Origin of the sequence: Mesorhizobium sp. WSM4898 (assembly GCF_029625845.1) — a bacterium.
Classification (GTDB): Bacteria; Pseudomonadota; Alphaproteobacteria; order Rhizobiales; family Rhizobiaceae; genus Mesorhizobium.
In genome coordinates this window covers 395,954-412,072 of the sequence record NZ_JARTVQ010000002.1, presented here as the reverse complement: position 1 = coordinate 412,072, position 16,119 = coordinate 395,954, and the positions used below count along the sequence as shown (strand labels likewise).

Here is a 16,119-nt window from a genome sequence, read left to right as displayed (position 1 = left end):
CTTGCCGGGGCAATCGCTCGGGCGTAAAGCCGCGCCATGGACCGTCCTGAACATCTCGTTGCGAAGGATCCCGAGCCGCGCATCCATCCGACCGCGGAGTTGAAGGGGTGCAAGCTTGGCCGCTATGCATCGATCGGCGAGCGGGTGATCCTGCGCGACGTGACGGTCGGCGATTTTTCCTATTTCGAGCGTCATTCGGAAGCGATCTACACGACGATCGGCAAGTTCTGCTCCATCGCCGCCAACAGCCGCATCAACGCGCTCGAGCATCCGATCGAGCGGCTGACCCAGCACAAGGTAAGCTACCGGCCCAACGAATATTTCCGCTGGCTTGGCGTCGACGCGGCATTTCGAGAGCGGCGGCAGGCAAAGCCGGTCAGCATCGGGCACGATGTCTGGATCGGCCATGGCGCCGTCATCATGCCAGGCATCACGATCGGCAATGGCGCCGTCATCGGTGCCAACGCGGTGGTGACGCATGACGTGCCGCCTTACGCTGTCGTCGCCGGCGTTCCGGCCAAACCCTTGCGCCAGCGCTTTAGCGCCGACGTGGCGGCGCGCATTGAAGACCTCGCCTGGTGGGACTGGACGCCGGAAAAACTCGCCAGGGCGATCCCGGACATGCAGTCGTTGCCGATCGAGGCCTTCCTCGATCGTTGGGAAAACGCCGCGACCTGAACCCGTGAAGCGCGCCCCTTCCGCCATGCGGGGGTGGCCCGGCGGAAGGGGCCGGAGGTAAGCCGCCGTGAAGCGGAACGAGCAGGCTTTTCGACCTGCACCGGCACCATGGCAACAACGCATAAGGTGTTTTTTCGTCGTCATGCGCCTCTCGCGTGTATGCGATTGCAGGCGGAAAATCGGGCCGGCGGGAACCGGAGAGGCCGGCCCTTGTTTCTCTCGAAATGCCGCGCTCTTGCGTTTTGTGAGGACTGGATGATCGAAAAGCTTTTCACCAAGGTTGCCAATTGGGTGGCTCACCTAGCCGGTATGCCTTTGACTTTTGCCGTCTGCGTTCTGATCGTGGTGATCTGGGCGGCGACTGGCCCGGTCTTCGGCTTCTCGGATACCTGGCAACTGGTGATCAACACGGGGACAACCATCATCACCTTCCTGATGGTGTTCCTGATCCAGAACACGCAGAACCGCGATGGCGCCGCAATCCAGACCAAGCTCGACGAGTTGATTCGCGTCAGCGAGGCCCACAACCATTTCATCGGCATCGAGCACCTGACGGAATCGGAGGTCGAGGAGATCCGCGCCAAATGCGAAGCGGCGGCAAAACGGCACGACCGCAAGATCGCCGAAACAGCGGCCAAGCAGGCTATGACGATAAAAAACGGTTCCGGGCGCGACCGCAAGATCGCTGAGGCCGCCGCCAAGAAGACCGTGCCAGGGAAGGCAAGCTCCAAGAAGAAGGCGCCGCCTGAACGGCCCGTCAGCGGTTCATAAAGGCGGCGAAAGCGTCCTTGTGATCCGGATGCCAGCGCGACAAAGCTGGGCGGTTTTCGATGATGTCGCCGATCGCCCAGGCCATGCGCTTTTCATCCATGGGCCGAGCGACCTCGTTGTCCGGGCAAAGAATGTAGAAGTCGTCCTGCTTGAGCGATGCCAGCATGAAATCGATCACCTGCTCGCCCGTCCAGGCGCCGGCCGGCTTTTCCGTCGCGCCCTCGGTCAGGCCGGTATAGGTGAAGCCGGGGATCAGCAAATGCGCGGAAAGCTTCGCTCCAGGCTCGTTGCGCAGCGTGTGGGCCAGGCCCTCGGTGAAGGTCTTTACGCCCGCCTTGGAGACGTTGTAGGCGAGATTGCCGGGCGGCGTGGTGATGCCTTGCTTGGATCCGGTGTTGATGATCAGGCCGGGCTCGCCCGCAGCCAGCATGCGCGGCGCAAAGGCCTCGACACCATGCACGACGCCCCAGAAATTGATGTCCAGCAGCCGCTTCCAGGCATCACGGTTTTCCCACGGCTTGCCGGGATTGTTGCCGACGCCGGCATTGTTCATCAGCACCGAAACCGCACCGAACGCACCGTAGGCGAGGTCCGCGAGCCGGTCGACTTCGTCGGCCTTGGAGACGTCGGTGGGGATAGGGAGAACGGCATCGTCCCCGGCAATGACGGCGACCGCCTGCCGGGCCTGGTCGAGGCGCACGCCGCCTATGTCGGCAAGCACGGTCTTCATGCCCATGGCCGCGAAGCGCTTCGCGGCGGCCAGGCCTATGCCGCTGGCGCCGCCGGTGATGACGGCGATATTGCCGGAGGCGAAAGCGGGCAGGGCGGTCTGGATTTCGGCGTCGCTGGTCATGGTTGATGTCCTTATTCCGGGTCGAGCCGAACTTAACGCCGGTCAGGGGCGAGGCAAGCCTTGATCGCTGCAATGATCGACGGCGGTAGCGGCAATGGGTTGACCGCAGCAGCTTGCCCCGCGCATGCTGCCAGAAAAGGAGTTCGGCATTGACCGATTGGATCGGAATCCTGAAGGAGCAGACCGCCACCGGCGAACAGATGGGCCGGGATGTGCCGAAGATGCTCGCCAACCCCGATATCAGCGAGGCGCAGGTCAAGACCCTGTTTTCGGCACTGGAGCAACAGGCGGACTTCGCGGAAAAGCTGCGCCTGGCGCTGGAGAAGTTCGGCCATGACTTTCCCGTCATCAAGGCCGCAGAGCGGCTGGAAGAGCGCTATGCCGACCTTGCCGCCTCGGCGGCAGAAAAACTGAAAGCGATGCGGCAGTAAGAACCCGCTATCTTTCCACGAGACGCTCGAACCGCCTGTCCGGCGTAAACCAGGTAATCGCAACTAGTTTGCGGCGAGACTGTTCCCCGACAGGCCGGGCAGGGTAACCTGATAGACCAGGAAGGTGGTGTCGACATCGGCGCCATCCTCGGCCTTGTACGGGGCACCAACCTGGAAGCCGTCCTGGGTGAGAAAGTCGTTGTCGTTGGCGACGAACAGGAAATAGTCGTCAGGCAGCTTCGGGTCCAGCACGCTCACCAGCGACATCGCCTCCCACTTCTCCGAGAGGTTGTTCCTGTCGTTCGGCGCGCCGTTGTGCAGGCCGAAACGGCCGAGTTCGCCCTTGTCGTTGATGTCGATGAACGAGGTGAGCTTGGCCGGCGTCACCGACGGATCGAGCACGCCTTTCGGCGCAACCGGCTTGTCGGCGGCGTCGAATGGGCCGTTGGCGATATCGGTGGCCGCGGACAGGTCGACGATCTCGATCTTGCGGTAGACCGACTCGGCGTCCTTCAGCCCCTGGCCGTTGCCGCTGTCGCGTGCCAGCATCAAAAAGCTCTTGTCGGACAGCGCCACGATATCGCTCTGCGCGGCCACTTTGATCTTGCCCTTGGCGTCCTTGAACACCGGCAGCGGTACGACATATTCGTGCGCCAGCTTGAGGTGGGCGAGGTCGGAGGCGTCATAGACCAGCGCGCGGGTGTTCCGGCGGGTCGAGCCGGAATCGCCGCCATCCTGGCGCGGCGCCGACTGCAGCACGGCGATCAGGAACTTGCCGTCTGGCGTCATCGACATGCCTTCGAGGCCTTGATTGTTCTGGCGGCCGGTCTCGGGATCCTTGGGATCCGGCTCGGCGGCACCCGGACCAGGATTGTCGGAAGCGAAGTTCGGCTTGCCATGGCGCATCGGCACCAGGGCCGTCGGCGGCTGCGTCGCCGACATCAGGCGGCCGTCGGCCGAAAAGCGATAGATGTTGGGGCCATATTCGTCGGAAATGAACATGGTGCCGTCGGGCAGGCGCACGACCGCCTCGTCGTCGAGCGAAAGCTTGCCGTTGTCGGCCTGCGGCAGGATCGGCATGTCGCCGGCAGCGGGGCGCACGCCGTTGAGCGGATCGAGGCCGGTGGCGTCGGCGCCCTTGTCGTCGGTCAGGAGCATGGTGTCGACGAGCATTGCCTTGACGCCCGAATGTTCCTGGCCTGCGGCGGGCGCAGCGCCCGGAGCGGTCGGGGTCAGCTCGATTGCAATGGTGTTCAAGCGGGGCCGGTAGTCGCTGGTGCCGGCGACGTTGTAGCCGCGGTCCGGCAGCAGCCAGAGCGAGCCTTTGTAGCCGGCGCCGTCACGCGCCCAACTCTTGGCGTCGATCGCCATGCCGGAGCCCGAACCAAAGGTCTCGCCGAACTTGTCCTTCTGGCTGGCGGGGATGCGGCCAACGCCGACCAGCCCCTTGTTGACATAGCCAACACCCTCGGCGAGCGCAGGGCTCAGCACGGTGAACAGGGCGATTGCCGCGCCAAGCGCGACGGTTCGGTTGAGGTGCTTCATGATGTCCCCATGTGACGAGCAGAGCCGGAATGGCGTCACATCGGGTCTAGGACGCGAACATGATACTTGCGTGACAGGAGTGGGGGTACTTGCCTTCTCCCCATGTGGGAGAAGGTGGATCGGCGCGCAGCGCCGAGACGGATGAGGGGTGTTCCAGCGGAGCGAGACGTTGGCTTTCTCTGGAGCACCCCTCATCCGTCGCCTTCGGCGACACCTTCTCCCGCAAGGGGAGAAGGAGAGGTGCTCAATCGCTCTCGCGCGCGACGAGCTCCAGCGGCCAGACTTCGCGGATCGTGCGTGGCCCCTCCGGACCGGCATGGGCCGGGAGTGACGCCAGCAGCATCTCGGCCAGCCGCCGGCCCATCGGCTCCAGCGCCGGACGGAAGGCGGTCAGCGTCGGCGAGAAGTAGCGGCAGAGCGGCGTGTCGACGATGACGATCACCGCGATGTCGTGGCCGGGCCTGATGCCCATCTCGGCCAGTGCCTTGCAGCCGCCGAGCGCCATCGCGTCATTGTTGAAGATGATGGCTGTCGGCCGGTCCTTGGAGAGCATCACACGCGGCGTCACCTGGTAGCCGCCGGTCTCGTTGATGAAGCCGTCGGCGATCAGGCCGGGGTCGACCTCGATGCCATGCCGCTTCAGAGCCTTGCGGTAGCCGTCGAGGAACAGGTAGCCGAAGTTGAGATCAAGCGAAGGGCGGATGGCAGCTATGCGGCGGTGGCCGCGCGCAACCAGCCGGTCGACGGCTTCATCACCCGCCCTCTCGAAATCGATATCGAGCGAAGGATAGGTGTCGCCGCCGGATTGACTTCGGCCAAGCGTGGCGAAGGGAAAGCCGGCCTTGCTCAGATAGTCGATCCGATCGTCTTCCCGCCGTGTATTGGCCAACACGACCGCGTCGGCCCGGCGCGTCTCAACCACGCGGCGCAGCCGCTCCTGCTGATACTGGCCGGGCTCGCCCATGACGACCATCAGATCCAACTCATGCTCGGCGAGCCGCGCCTGCAGGCCGGTCAGGAACGGAATGAAGAACGGCTCGCCATATTGCTGGTCGCCGGGATGCGGTTGCAGCATGAAGGCGATCGAGCGGGTGGCGCCCTGGCGCAGGCTGCGGCCCGACTGGTTGGGCGAATAGTTCAGCTTCCTGGCCGCCTCGAGCACGCGCTGGCGCGTCTCCGCATTGACGTCGGCGCGGCCGTTCAGCGCGCGCGACACGGTGCCGATCGAAATGTTCAGGTGACGCGCGAGATCGTGGATGCTGGACGCCAAGGCAGGTTCTCCCCCTGACTTCGCTAGCACCGGCCGTCCTTCAGGCCAAGCAGTGGATGTCGATTTTCGCGAGCAGGTGATTGACATTCTACGCCATCGGGTGTGTTCTCGTAAACGTTTACGGAAAAACGTTTACGGTGAAGCCGGAAATGCCGTGACACTCGGCCTGGAGGGGCCGAGCGGAGGAGGAGCGCTGGATGATGAAGGTCGTCCTGGTCGGGTGCGGAGGCATGAGCAGGCAGTGGCTCGATGCCGCGAGGCAGATCGACGGGCTTGCCATTGCCGGCCTTGTCGATCTCGATGCCGAGCGGGCGCAGGCGAGGGCGCGCGAGTACGAGCTCCCCAATGCCGTCATCGGCACCAGCCTCGATGCCGTTCTCGATCAGACCCGGCCCGATGCCGTGTTCGATGTCGTGGTTCCTGCTGCGCGGCGCCAGGTCGCGCTTTCGGCCTTTGCCCATAACTGCCATCTGCTCACCGAAAAGCCGCTTGCCGACAGCCCAGAAAATGCGCGCGCCATCATCGAAGCGGCGCGCCGCGCGGGGCGGGTCCATGCCGTGGTTCAGAACCGGCGCTATGTCGCCAATGTCAGGCGGATCCGGCGGTTCCTCGATTCCGGCGCCATCGGCAAGCCGACCAGCATCCATGCCGACTTCTTCGTCGCGCCGCACTTCGGCGGCTTTCGCGAGGAGATGCGCCACGTGCTTTTGCTCGACATGGCGATCCACACGTTCGACGCCGCCCGCTACATGGTCGCCGGCGAACCGGCCGGCGTCTATTGCCAGGAGTGGGAGCCTGCCAATTCCTGGTACCGTCAGGGCTCGTCGGCCAGCGCGGTGTTCGATTTCGGCGGCGGCAAGGTCTTCACCTATGCCGGCTCCTGGTGCGCGGACGGTTTCCGCACGAGTTGGGAAGGCAGCTGGCGCATCGTCGCCGAGCGCGGCAGCCTGTTGTGGGACGGGCATGACGGGTTGAAGGCCGAGGTGGTTGCATCCGGCCGCGACGGTATCATCGACAAGACCCAGTCGATCGAGGTGCCGGCGCTCGACGCGGCCGACAGAGTCGACGGCCATCTCGGCATCATCCAGGATTTCATGCGCGCGATCGAGACCGGCACCGAACCGGAGACGCGCGGCACCGACAACATCAAAAGCCTGGCCATGGTCTTTGGCGCCATCGAAAGCGCAGAGACCGGACGCCGCGTCGCAATCGCAAAGGAAACGCCGTGATGCCGAACCCGCTTCTCGACATCAGGATCGGCACCATGGTGCGAGCCAATCTCGACGACCCGGCCGCCTATGTGAAACAGATCCTGCCGCTCGGCTTCGAGAGCATCCAGCCCTTTTTCTGGCAGACGCTGGGCGGTAAGGACCTAAAGCGCCTGGCGGGCGAAATCCGCGAAGCGATCGGCGATGCGGACGTGGCCGTCTCATCGATCGGCGTGTTCGGCAATCCGCTGGAGAACGGCGAGGTCGACCGCGGCGTGCTCGCGGCGTGGGAGACTGTCATCGACAACGCACATCTGTTCGGCACCACGATGGTCTGCGGCTTCACCGGCCGGCTGCGCGGCAAACCGCTGACCGACAGCCTGCCCCGTTTCCGCGAGGTCTGGGGGCCGCTGGCCAGGCGCGCCGCCGACAAGGGCGTGCGCATCGCCTTCGAGAACTGTGCGATGGACGGCAACTGGGCGAGCGGCGACTGGAACATCGCCCACAACCCGGACGCCTGGGAGCTGATGTTCAACGAATTGCCCGACGACAATCTCGGGCTCGAATGGGAGCCCTGCCACCAGCTCGTCTATCTGATCGACCCGGTTCCGCAGATTCGCAAATGGGCGCCGCGTATCTTCCACGTCCACGGCAAGGACGCCACCGTGCGCTGGGACGTGATCCGCGAGCACGGCGTGTTCGGACGCCTGCCATTCGTGCAGATGCGCAGCCCCGGCTTCGGCGACAGCGACTGGACGCGGGTGATCAGCGAATTGCGGCTGGCCGGCTACAAGGGCGCCATCGACATCGAAGGCTGGCACGACCCGGTCTATCGCGGCGACCTCGAGATGACCGGTCAGGTGCGGGCGCTGGACTATCTGAAGCAGTGCAGGGGAGGAGCCAGCTACCTGCCCAATCCGGTGTGAGGACCGGCCGGCGGGAGGAGCCGGCCACCGAGACTACGGCCGAAGCAATCGTCGAAACCCTCCGTTGCGAGGGACCAAAAGGGAGGAACGTGCATGAGCATCACTACGAGAAGGACTGTTCTGCGCTCGACCGTCGCGGCGGCTGCCGCGGCGCTCTGCGCCTCGATTTCCACCTTGCCGGCAAAGGCGCTTGACGCCCAATGGTGCAAGGATGTCCATATCCGCTTCTTCGTCGGCGGCGCCGAGGGCGACGCCTTCGGCACCATCGTCTACAATGGCGCCAAGCAGGCGGCGGCCGATCTTGGGCCGAAGGTCGACTACATCTTCTCCCAGTGGGATGTCGAGAAGATGGTGCAGCAATTGCGCGAGGCGGTCGCGGTCAAGCCGCAAGGCATCGCCATGATGGGCCATCCGGGCGATGCCGCGATCATGCCGCTAGCCGAACAGGCGCACAAGGACGGCATCAAGATGATGTACCAGAACGTGCCGGTGCCGAAGGTGGTGGAAGCGTTCGGCGGAGGCTATGTCGGCGCGCAGCAGGAGCAGCAGGGCCGCGCGCTCGGCGCCGAGGCCTTCAAGCTCGGCAAGCTCAAGGCCGGCGACAAGGCGATCATGATCGGCCCGTTCGAGAACGAAAATCGCGGCGCGCGCGAGCGCGGCACCGTCGCGGCGCTGAAGGAGGCGGGCGTCGAGGTGATCCAGCTGTCCTCGCCGCCGAGCGGCGAATGGGCGTCCGACCCGAACCTTGCCATTCCGGTGATCACGGCGGCTCTGCTCAACCACCCCGACGTCAAGGCGGTCGGCTATCCGGGCGGACAGATGCTAGGCAACGTCGCCACCTATATGCAGGCGGCGGGACGCAAGCCCGGCGACATCTTCAACTTCGGCTTCGATACCAGCCCGCAGATCGTCGAAGGCTTCAAGGGCGGCTGGGTGCAGCTGACGGCCGACCAGCAGCCTTTCCTGCAGGGCTATCTGCCGATCTTGAGCCTTTGCCAGCAGGTGGTGCTGGGTCTGGCGCCGATGAATGTCGATACCGGCGCCGGCTTCGTCACGCCGCAGAATTACGAGATCGTCGCCGAGCTGGCCAAGCAGGCGCTGCGTTGACCTCCCAGGCGGTCGGTCGGGGTTGGGCCCGGCCGACCGGATCGCCGGCAAGCGGCCGATAACACAATTGGAAGCGAGGATCGCATGGGCGAACGCATCATCGAACTGCGCGACATCAAGAAATCCTATGGCCAGGTCTATGCGCTGGGCGGCGTCAACCTCAGCGTCGACCGCGGCGAGGTGGTCGGCTTGATCGGCGACAACGGCGCCGGCAAATCGACGCTGATCAAGATCCTATCCGGCGTGGTCAAGCCGACAAGCGGCGACATCCTCGTACGCGGCAAGCCGGTGACCGGATGGAGTGCCGCCCGCTCGCGCGATGCCGGCATCGAGACAGTCTTCCAGGACCGCGCTTTGGCCGTGCAGCAGACGATCGTGCGCAACATCTTCATGGGCCGCGAGCTGACCGGCTTCATGGGCTGGCTGAAAGTCAACAAGGAGATCGAGGAGGCAAGCCGGCTGATGCGCGAGATCGGCTTCACCTCGAAAGTGTTCACGCCGCATTCCATCGTCGGCCAGCTTTCGGGCGGCGAGCGTCAGGGCGTGGCCATCGCGCGGGCCATCTACAAGCAGGCGGAGCTGATCATCCTCGACGAACCGACGACGGCGCTGTCGCTGACGGAGACCGCCAAGGTCTTCCATTTCGTGCGCCAGGTGCGGGCGAGTGGCCGCTCGATCCTGTTCATCGGCCACAACATTCATCATGTCTTCGACATCGCCGACCGCTTCGTGGTGCTCGACCGCGGCAAGGTGGCGCTGACGGCTGACCGCAGCGAGGTCAAGTCAGCCGACGACCTCATCAACTTTATGGAAGAGATCGCGCATCCGGGTGGCCTGCCAGGGCTACACGAGGCGCGCGGAGCGGAGCAGAGAGCGTGATGAGCAAGGCCATGGAACCCGATCTGCAAACACCTCTGGGAAGGGCAAGCGGCCCGACAGAATCAGGCAAGCAGTGGAGTCATCCTTCCGATCACTGGCTGCGCGGCTTCGTCCTCGACAATCGCGCGGCGCTAGGCACGCTCGCCGTGTTCATCGTCATGATGGCGATCTTCATGATCGCCAACCCGACCGTCTTCGCCACCTGGTATCTTTACAGCTCGGTGCTGACGACGCTTCCCGTCGCGCTGTTCGTTGTCGTGCCGCTGGTCTTCGTAGTCACCTGCGGCGAGATCGACCTATCGTTCCCGGCGACGATGGGTTTCGCCTCATGGGCCTTCGCGATCGTCGTGCAGGCCGGCTACGATCCGTTCCTCGGCATCGCCGCGGCGCTTCTCACCGGCACGCTGCTCGGCTTCCTGGTCGGATCGCTGGTGGTCTATGGCGGCCTGTCGTCGCTGATTGCCACGCTCGGCATGAACTTCCTGCTGCGCGGGCTGATCCAGATCATCAACGAGGGCAAGTCGACGGCGCTGACCAATCTGGCCGACAGCTGGGCCTACAAGATTTTTTCCAGCCAGCTCTGGGGCATCCCGGTGCAGATCTTCTGGGCCATCGCCTTCGTCGTGCTGTCGGCGCTGCTCTACAACCGCCACCGTTTCGGCGCGCAGGTCAAGGTGGTCGGCGACAATCCGGACAGCGCCAAGCAAATGGGCATCGACGTCCAGCGCGTCCGGGTCAAGGTGTTCGTCTTCACCGGCATCGGGGCGGCGATCGCCGGCACGTTCTCGGTGATGATCAACTTCACCTGGTGGCCGACGGCGGGCGACGGCTATCTGCTGCCGGTGCTGGCCTCGGTGTTCGTCGGCGGCACGCCGACCTGGGGCGGTATCGGTACAGTGGTCGGCGGCGCGATCGGCGCGGTCACCGTGTCGTTCATCCAGACCGGCGTCGTGGCGGCTGGTTTGAGCGGCTTCTACGTCCAGTTCTTCAACGGGCTGATCATCATCCTGTCCCTGCTCGGCCACAAATGGAACCAGGCGCGGTATCGCTGAGAGGCTGCGGTTTTCGGACGGTGATCCGTTGGCGGCCGCCGCTCAAACGCTGGTGACAAACCCGTCCAGCACACGTTTCTGGCCGGCCTTGTCAAAGTCGATGGTCAGCTTGTTGCCGTCGATGGCGGCAATATTGCCGTTGCCGAATTTCTGGTGGAAGACGCGGTCGCCGAGCTTGAATGGCGAAGGTGTGTCGGCGACCGATTTGGCGACCAGTTCGCCTTCGATGGTGCGGCCTTTCACCGAGGTGCGGCCGGCGCCATAGCCGCTGTCAGTCTCGCCATAGCCGATGCGTTCGACCTGGTGGCCGGAGCGTGTGCCCCAGTTGCGGTCGGTCGCTTCGGTGCGGTTCGCCTGCGCGCGCTGCCAGCCGGGTGTCGCATAGGTGTTGGAGAAGCTGCCGGATTTTTCCGCGCCGATATTGTCGAAGCGCGAGGCGCCGTAGGGATTCTGCCGGCCGCCGCCGCGGCCTGAGGCGAAGGAGCCGCCGCCATAGGGATTGCCATAGCCGCCATAGGAATTGCCGCCATCGGCGACATCGACATGGGCTTCCGGCAATTCATTGACGAAACGCGACGGAATGGTCGATTGCCACAGGCCGTGGATCTGGCGGTTTGAGACGAACCAGACGTGCAGGTTCTTTTTCGCGCGCGTCAGGCCGACATAGGCGAGGCGGCGTTCTTCCTCGAGGCCGGAGCGGCCGCCTTCGTCCAGCGCGCGCTGATGCGGGAACAGACCTTCCTCCCAGCCGGGCAAGAATACGGTCTCGAATTCAAGCCCTTTCGCCGAATGCAGCGTCATGATCGAGACCGCATCGAGCGATTCGCCCTGCTCTGCCTCCATGACCAGCGCGACATGCTCGAGGAACGAACGCAGGGATTCATACTCCTCCATGGAGCGGATCAGTTCCTTGAGGTTCTCCAGCCGCCCGGGCGCTTCGGCCGAACGGTCGTTCTTCCACATGTCGGTGTAGCCGCTCTCCTCGAGGATGGTCTCGGCGAGCTCGGTGTGCGGCGTGGTCTCCAGCGCCTTCTGCCAGCGCTCGAAATTGGCCGCGACCTCGCGGAGCGCGGCGCGCGGCTTCGGCTTCAGCTCGTCGCTTTCGGCGAGCGTCGCCGCGGCCTCAAGCATCGGGATTTGCATGGCCCGCGCGGTGTCGTGGATCTGGCGGATGGTGGCTTCGCCGAGCCCGCGCTTCGGCACGTTGACAATGCGCTCGAAGGCAAGGTCGTCGCCGCTGTTGGCGACGACGCGGAAGAAGGCCAGCGCGTCGCGGATTTCCAACCGTTCGTAGAAACGCGGGCCGCCGATGACGCGGTAGCTCAAGCCGAGCGTGATGAAGCGGTCTTCGAAGGCGCGCATCTGGAAGGACGCGCGCACCAGGATCGCCATATCGTTGAGGTTGTGCTTTTGCCGCTGGTAGGCCTCGATCGCCTCGCCGATGGCGCGCGCCTCTTCCTCCGAATCCCAGGCGGCATGGACATGCACCTTATCGTCCTCGGGGTCGTTGCGGTCGGTGAACAGCGTCTTGCCGAAGCGGCCCTCATTGTGGGCGATGAGATGCGAAGCCGCACCCAGTATATGCGCGGTGGAGCGGTAGTTGCGCTCCAGCCTGATGATGGTGGCGCCCGGAAAATCCTTGTCGAAGCGCAGGATATTGTCGACCTCGGCGCCGCGCCAGCCATAGATCGACTGGTCGTCGTCGCCGACGCAGCAAATGTTGACAGTGGATCGACGCCGGTTTCCCTCCCCCTTGAGGGGAGGGTGGCCGGGTGAAGCCCGGTCGGGAGGGGTCCTCGCGGCAGTGCTCGACGCTCCGGCGCCTGATGACTGGGCGGCGCCTTCCGCGGCGACCCCCTCCGTCCGCTTCGCGGACACCTCCCCCTCAAGGGGGGAGGATTGCGGCCTCTGCGCCAACAAGCGCAGCCACATGTATTGCGCGGTGTTGGTGTCCTGGTACTCGTCGACCAGGATGTATTTGAACTTGCGATGATAGTCCCTCAGCACGTCCGGATAGGCGCGGAAGATGCGGATCGGGTGATAGAGGAGATCGCCGAAGTCGCAGGAATTCAGCGTCTGCAGCCGTTCCTGATAGGCCTTGTAGAGCTGGCGCCCCTTGCCGTTGCCGAAGCTGCGCGCGTCGCCTTCCGGAATCTCGTCGGGGCCAAGGCCCTTGTTCTTCCAGTTGTCGATCATCTGCGCGAAGGTCTTGGCCGGCCAGCGCTTGTCGTCCAGATTTTCGGCCTGGATCAGCTGCTTGATCAGCCGCACCACGTCATCGGTATCGAGGATGGTGAAATCGGATTTCAATCCGGCAAGCTCGGCATGCCGGCGCAGCAGCTTGACGCCGATCGAGTGAAAGGTGCCGAGCCAGGGCATGCCCTCGACATTCTGCTCGCCGATCAGCAAGCCGATGCGCTGCTTCATCTCGCGCGCGGCCTTGTTGGTGAAGGTGACGGCGAGAATCTGCGAGGGGAAGGCCCTGCCGGTGGCAAGGATGTGGGCGATTCGCGTGGTGAGCACCCGCGTCTTGCCGGTGCCGGCGCCGGCCAGCACCAGAACCGGGCCTTCGGTCGTTTCAACAGCGAGCCGCTGTTCGGGATTGAGGCCGTTCAGATAATCGGGCGCACGGTTCTGCGCGTTGCGTGCGGCCATGGCGCGCGCGGCGAGGCCGGATGGGGCGGCGGGCCGCGCATTCGGTTCGTCAAAAAAGGGCATGTCTTCCGAAAAGCCGGACATCGCCCCCGAATGTAGTGATTCGGCAGCGAAAGGCCAGAAGTGTCTCCGTTTTGTTCTAGTTGTTCCTGTTCGGGGCCGCCTTGACAGGCGCAACTTGCGAGAGAAAGCTGCCAACAGGGCAGGGACGGCAAGCCGTTGCCTCAGAGGCGCCGCAAGCGCGCAACAGTCGAAGGAGTATCGTCTTGGCTGTCACCATCACCTCCCTCGTCCTTTTGCTTATCGGCCTGGTCCTCGGCGGCGGCGGCATCTGGCTGGTGACGTTGGGTGGCAGCTGGTACTACCTGATTGCCGGACTGGCCTTCCTGATCACCGCCTGGCTCATTTTCCGCCGCAGATCGACAGGGCTCTGGCTCTATGCCGCGATCGTGCTCGCCTCGCTGTGCTGGGCGGTGTGGGAAACCGGCTTTGATTGGTGGCAGCTCGGCCCGCGCGGCGGCATCATCGTTCTCATCGCGCTCTGGCTGCTGACGCCATGGGCCAGGCGGGGATTCACCGGTCCGGACGGACGCGCTCCGCTCATCCTGGCGGTGCTCGCATCGCTTGCAGTGGCTGGCTATTCGATGACCGCCGATCCGAAGGACATCGGCGGCACGCTCAACACCGATAAGGTGACGCCGACGGCCAATCTCGGCGGCGACATGCCGGCGGGCGAATGGCATTTCTACGGCCGCACGCCGTTCGGCCAGCGTTACTCGCCGCTCGCTCAGATCACGCCGGATAATGTCGCCAAGCTGCAGCCGGCTTGGACCTACCGCACCGGCGACATGAAGGGTCCGGACGACATCGGCGAGACGACCTATCAGGTAACGCCACTCAAGGTCGGTGATGCGCTCTACATCTGCACGCCCCACAATTTCGCCATCGCCATCGATGCCGCGACCGGCAAGGAGAAATGGCGCTACGACCCGAAGATCAAGCTCGATCCCAACCGCCAGCACCAGACCTGCCGCGGAGTTTCCTATTACGCCGATGCGAAGATCGCGGCGGGCCAGCCCTGCGCGGCACGCATCTACCTGCCGACTTCGGACGCCCGGCTGATCGCTCTCGATGCCGCGAACGGGCAAGTTTGTCCGTCCTTCGCCGAAGGCGGCACGCTGAACCTGATGGCCAACATGCCCTTTCCGAAGTCGGGCTATTACTATTCGACCTCGGCGCCGCTCATCCTCGCCGGCAAGATCATCGTTGGGGGCGCGGTCAACGACAATTATTCGACCGAGGAGCCGTCGGGCGTCATCCGCGCCTATGACGCGGGCACCGGCGCGCTGTTGTGGAATTGGGATTCCGGCAAACCGGATCAGACGACGCCGCTGCCGGCGGGGCAGCAATACACCAATAACTCGCCCAACATGTGGTCAACGGCGAGCGCCGACGAGAAGCTTGGCCTGCTCTACCTGCCGCTCGGCAACCAGACGCCCGACCAGCTCGGCATGGGCCGCAGCGCCGATGTCGAAAAATTCTCCTCCTCGATCACCGCGCTCGACCTCAACACCGGACAGTTGCGCTGGGTGCGCCAGACCGTGCATCACGATCTGTGGGACATGGACGTGCCGGCGCAGCCGACGCTGGTCGACATCACGACGGGGAGCGGCGTGGTGCCGGCACTGGTAGGGCCGACCAAGCAGGGCGATCTCTATGTGCTCGATCGGCGCACTGGCGAACCGATCATTCCGGTGAAGGAAGTGCCGGCACCGGGCGGAGCGATCGAAGGCGACCATACCTCGCCGACGCAGCCGTCCTCCGGCCTGTCGTTCAACCCGAAGCCGCTGACCGGCGCCGACATGTGGGGGATCACCATGTTCGATCAGCTGGCGTGTCGGATCGAACTGAAGAGACTGCGTTACGAGGGACGCTACACGCCGCCCTCGCTGCAGGGCACGCTGGTCTATCCCGGCAATTTCGGCGTGTTCAACTGGGGCGGCGTCGCGGTCGACCCGGTGCGGCAGGTGATGTTCGGCATGCCGACCTATCTCGCTTTCACGTCGAAGCTCATTCCGCGCGCGGACGTGCCGCCGCCCGGCGACACCAAGGGCAGCGAGCAGGGGCTCAACCGCAATGAGGGCGCGCCTTACGCGGTGGTGATGGGGCCATTCCTGTCGCCACTCGGCATTCCCTGTCAGGCGCCGCCCTGGGGCTATGTCGCCGGCGTCGACCTGAGGACCGGCCAGATCGCCTACAAGCATCGCAACGGCACCGTCTACGACATGACGCCGCTGCCCCTGCCGCTCAAGGTCGGCGTTCCAGGCATCGGCGGGCCGATGATCACGGCCGGTGGCGTCGCCTTCCTCGGGGCCGCCGTCGACGACTATCTGCGCGCATATGACCTTACGACGGGCAAGCAGCTCTGGCGCGCGAGGCTGCCGGCCGGCGGCCAGTCGACACCGATGACCTACACCGTCGCCGACGGCCGCCAGTTCGTGGTCATCGTCGCCGGCGGCCACGGCTCGGTCGGTACCAAGCCGGGCGATTATGTGATGGCTTACACGCTGCCCAAGTAGACGAGGACATCCAATCGCGCCGGCCTTTTTCGCCGAGCACGTGGCCAAGCGCCTGCAGCGACGACAGCAAGCGCCGCCTCAGCCAGCCGCAGCGCCGGCGGCCATCACGTTCCCGGCATTCCCCTTTTTGCCGTTCGGACCGGGCGGGCCGCTCCGCAGTTTCCC

12 protein-coding genes and 1 pseudogene are annotated in these 16,119 nt (G+C 64.6%); 9 read left to right on the top strand and 4 right to left on the bottom strand.

Annotation, left to right across the window (positions count from 1 at the left end):
* The first annotated feature begins 36 nt into the window (after positions 1-36).
* Positions 37-678: a DapH/DapD/GlmU-related protein gene (locus tag P9228_RS09450; RefSeq protein ID WP_278053156.1), complete on the top strand. Its 642-nt coding sequence runs from the start codon at positions 37-39 to the stop codon at positions 676-678.
* A gap of 255 nt (positions 679-933) precedes the next feature.
* Positions 934-1,326: pseudogene (locus tag P9228_RS09445) on the top strand (low affinity iron permease family protein); the annotation flags it as partial.
* Positions 1,327-1,435: 109 nt separating this feature from the next.
* Here P9228_RS09445 and P9228_RS09440 read toward each other — a convergent pair.
* A complete protein-coding gene (locus tag P9228_RS09440) occupies positions 1,436-2,302 on the bottom strand; it encodes an SDR family NAD(P)-dependent oxidoreductase (protein ID WP_127326041.1) in 867 nt (288 codons plus the stop codon).
* Positions 2,303-2,451: 149 nt separating this feature from the next.
* Here P9228_RS09440 and P9228_RS09435 point away from each other — a divergent pair, with 149 nt between their 5' ends.
* Positions 2,452-2,733 carry a hypothetical protein gene (locus P9228_RS09435; protein ID WP_066990806.1) on the top strand — a complete coding sequence of 94 codons (282 nt, stop codon included), beginning with the start codon at positions 2,452-2,454 and terminating at the stop codon, positions 2,731-2,733.
* A 63-nt stretch (positions 2,734-2,796) separates the two neighbouring features.
* Here P9228_RS09435 and P9228_RS09430 read toward each other — a convergent pair whose 3' ends face one another.
* The gene (locus P9228_RS09430) at positions 2,797-4,278 is read right to left on the bottom strand and encodes an esterase-like activity of phytase family protein (protein WP_278053153.1); all 1,482 of its coding nucleotides are present in this window, start codon (positions 4,276-4,278) and stop codon (positions 2,797-2,799) included.
* Between the two features lie 244 nt (positions 4,279-4,522).
* Positions 4,523-5,548 carry a LacI family DNA-binding transcriptional regulator gene (locus P9228_RS09425; protein ID WP_095783804.1) on the bottom strand — a complete coding sequence of 342 codons (1,026 nt, stop codon included), beginning with the start codon at positions 5,546-5,548 and terminating at the stop codon, positions 4,523-4,525.
* A gap of 197 nt (positions 5,549-5,745) precedes the next feature.
* On the opposite strand from P9228_RS09425, the gene P9228_RS09420 reads away from it, so the two are divergent.
* From P9228_RS09420 to P9228_RS09400, 5 genes are all read left to right on the top strand, one after another.
* Entirely contained in the window at positions 5,746-6,777 is a 1,032-nt protein-coding gene (locus P9228_RS09420; protein ID WP_278053150.1) for a Gfo/Idh/MocA family oxidoreductase, read from the top strand.
* A complete protein-coding gene (locus P9228_RS09415; protein WP_278053149.1) occupies positions 6,777-7,682 on the top strand; it encodes a sugar phosphate isomerase/epimerase in 906 nt (301 codons plus the stop codon). The genes P9228_RS09420 and P9228_RS09415 overlap by 1 nt, the downstream gene beginning before the upstream one ends.
* A gap of 93 nt (positions 7,683-7,775) precedes the next feature.
* On the top strand, positions 7,776-8,789 hold the full coding sequence (locus tag P9228_RS09410) for a substrate-binding domain-containing protein (RefSeq protein ID WP_067323154.1): 1,014 nt from the start codon (positions 7,776-7,778) through the stop codon (positions 8,787-8,789).
* Between the two features lie 84 nt (positions 8,790-8,873).
* On the top strand, positions 8,874-9,668 hold the full coding sequence (locus tag P9228_RS09405) for an ATP-binding cassette domain-containing protein (RefSeq protein WP_278053147.1): 795 nt from the start codon (positions 8,874-8,876) through the stop codon (positions 9,666-9,668).
* Positions 9,668-10,720 carry an ABC transporter permease gene (locus P9228_RS09400; protein WP_278053145.1) on the top strand — a complete coding sequence of 351 codons (1,053 nt, stop codon included), beginning with the start codon at positions 9,668-9,670 and terminating at the stop codon, positions 10,718-10,720. Before P9228_RS09405 ends, P9228_RS09400 begins: the two co-directional genes overlap by 1 nt.
* A 42-nt stretch (positions 10,721-10,762) precedes the next feature.
* Here P9228_RS09400 and P9228_RS09395 read toward each other — a convergent pair whose 3' ends face one another.
* Positions 10,763-13,459, bottom strand: a complete 2,697-nt coding sequence (locus tag P9228_RS09395) for a UvrD-helicase domain-containing protein (RefSeq protein ID WP_278053144.1) — start codon at positions 13,457-13,459, stop codon at positions 10,763-10,765.
* 182 nt (positions 13,460-13,641) lie between these two features.
* Here P9228_RS09395 and P9228_RS09390 point away from each other — a divergent pair, with 182 nt between their 5' ends.
* A complete protein-coding gene (locus P9228_RS09390) occupies positions 13,642-15,954 on the top strand; it encodes a glucose/quinate/shikimate family membrane-bound PQQ-dependent dehydrogenase (protein ID WP_278053143.1) in 2,313 nt (770 codons plus the stop codon).
* Positions 15,955-16,119: the final 165 nt, after the last annotated feature.

What these genes read in the sequence shown, in the direction of transcription:
- P9228_RS09395 (WP_278053144.1), bottom strand. Translation starts at nt 13,459, where the DNA reads ATGTCCGGCTTTTCGGAAGACATGCCCTTTTTTGACGAACCGAATGCG.
- P9228_RS09400 (WP_278053145.1), top strand. Translation starts at nt 9,668, where the DNA reads ATGAGCAAGGCCATGGAACCCGATCTGCAAACACCTCTGGGAAGGGCA.
- P9228_RS09415 (WP_278053149.1), top strand. Translation starts at nt 6,777, where the DNA reads ATGCCGAACCCGCTTCTCGACATCAGGATCGGCACCATGGTGCGAGCC.
- P9228_RS09450 (WP_278053156.1), top strand. Translation starts at nt 37, where the DNA reads ATGGACCGTCCTGAACATCTCGTTGCGAAGGATCCCGAGCCGCGCATC.
- P9228_RS09405 (WP_278053147.1), top strand. Translation starts at nt 8,874, where the DNA reads ATGGGCGAACGCATCATCGAACTGCGCGACATCAAGAAATCCTATGGC.
- P9228_RS09420 (WP_278053150.1), top strand. Translation starts at nt 5,746, where the DNA reads ATGATGAAGGTCGTCCTGGTCGGGTGCGGAGGCATGAGCAGGCAGTGG.
- P9228_RS09440 (WP_127326041.1), bottom strand. Translation starts at nt 2,302, where the DNA reads ATGACCAGCGACGCCGAAATCCAGACCGCCCTGCCCGCTTTCGCCTCC.
- P9228_RS09430 (WP_278053153.1), bottom strand. Translation starts at nt 4,278, where the DNA reads ATGAAGCACCTCAACCGAACCGTCGCGCTTGGCGCGGCAATCGCCCTG.
- P9228_RS09410 (WP_067323154.1), top strand. Translation starts at nt 7,776, where the DNA reads ATGAGCATCACTACGAGAAGGACTGTTCTGCGCTCGACCGTCGCGGCG.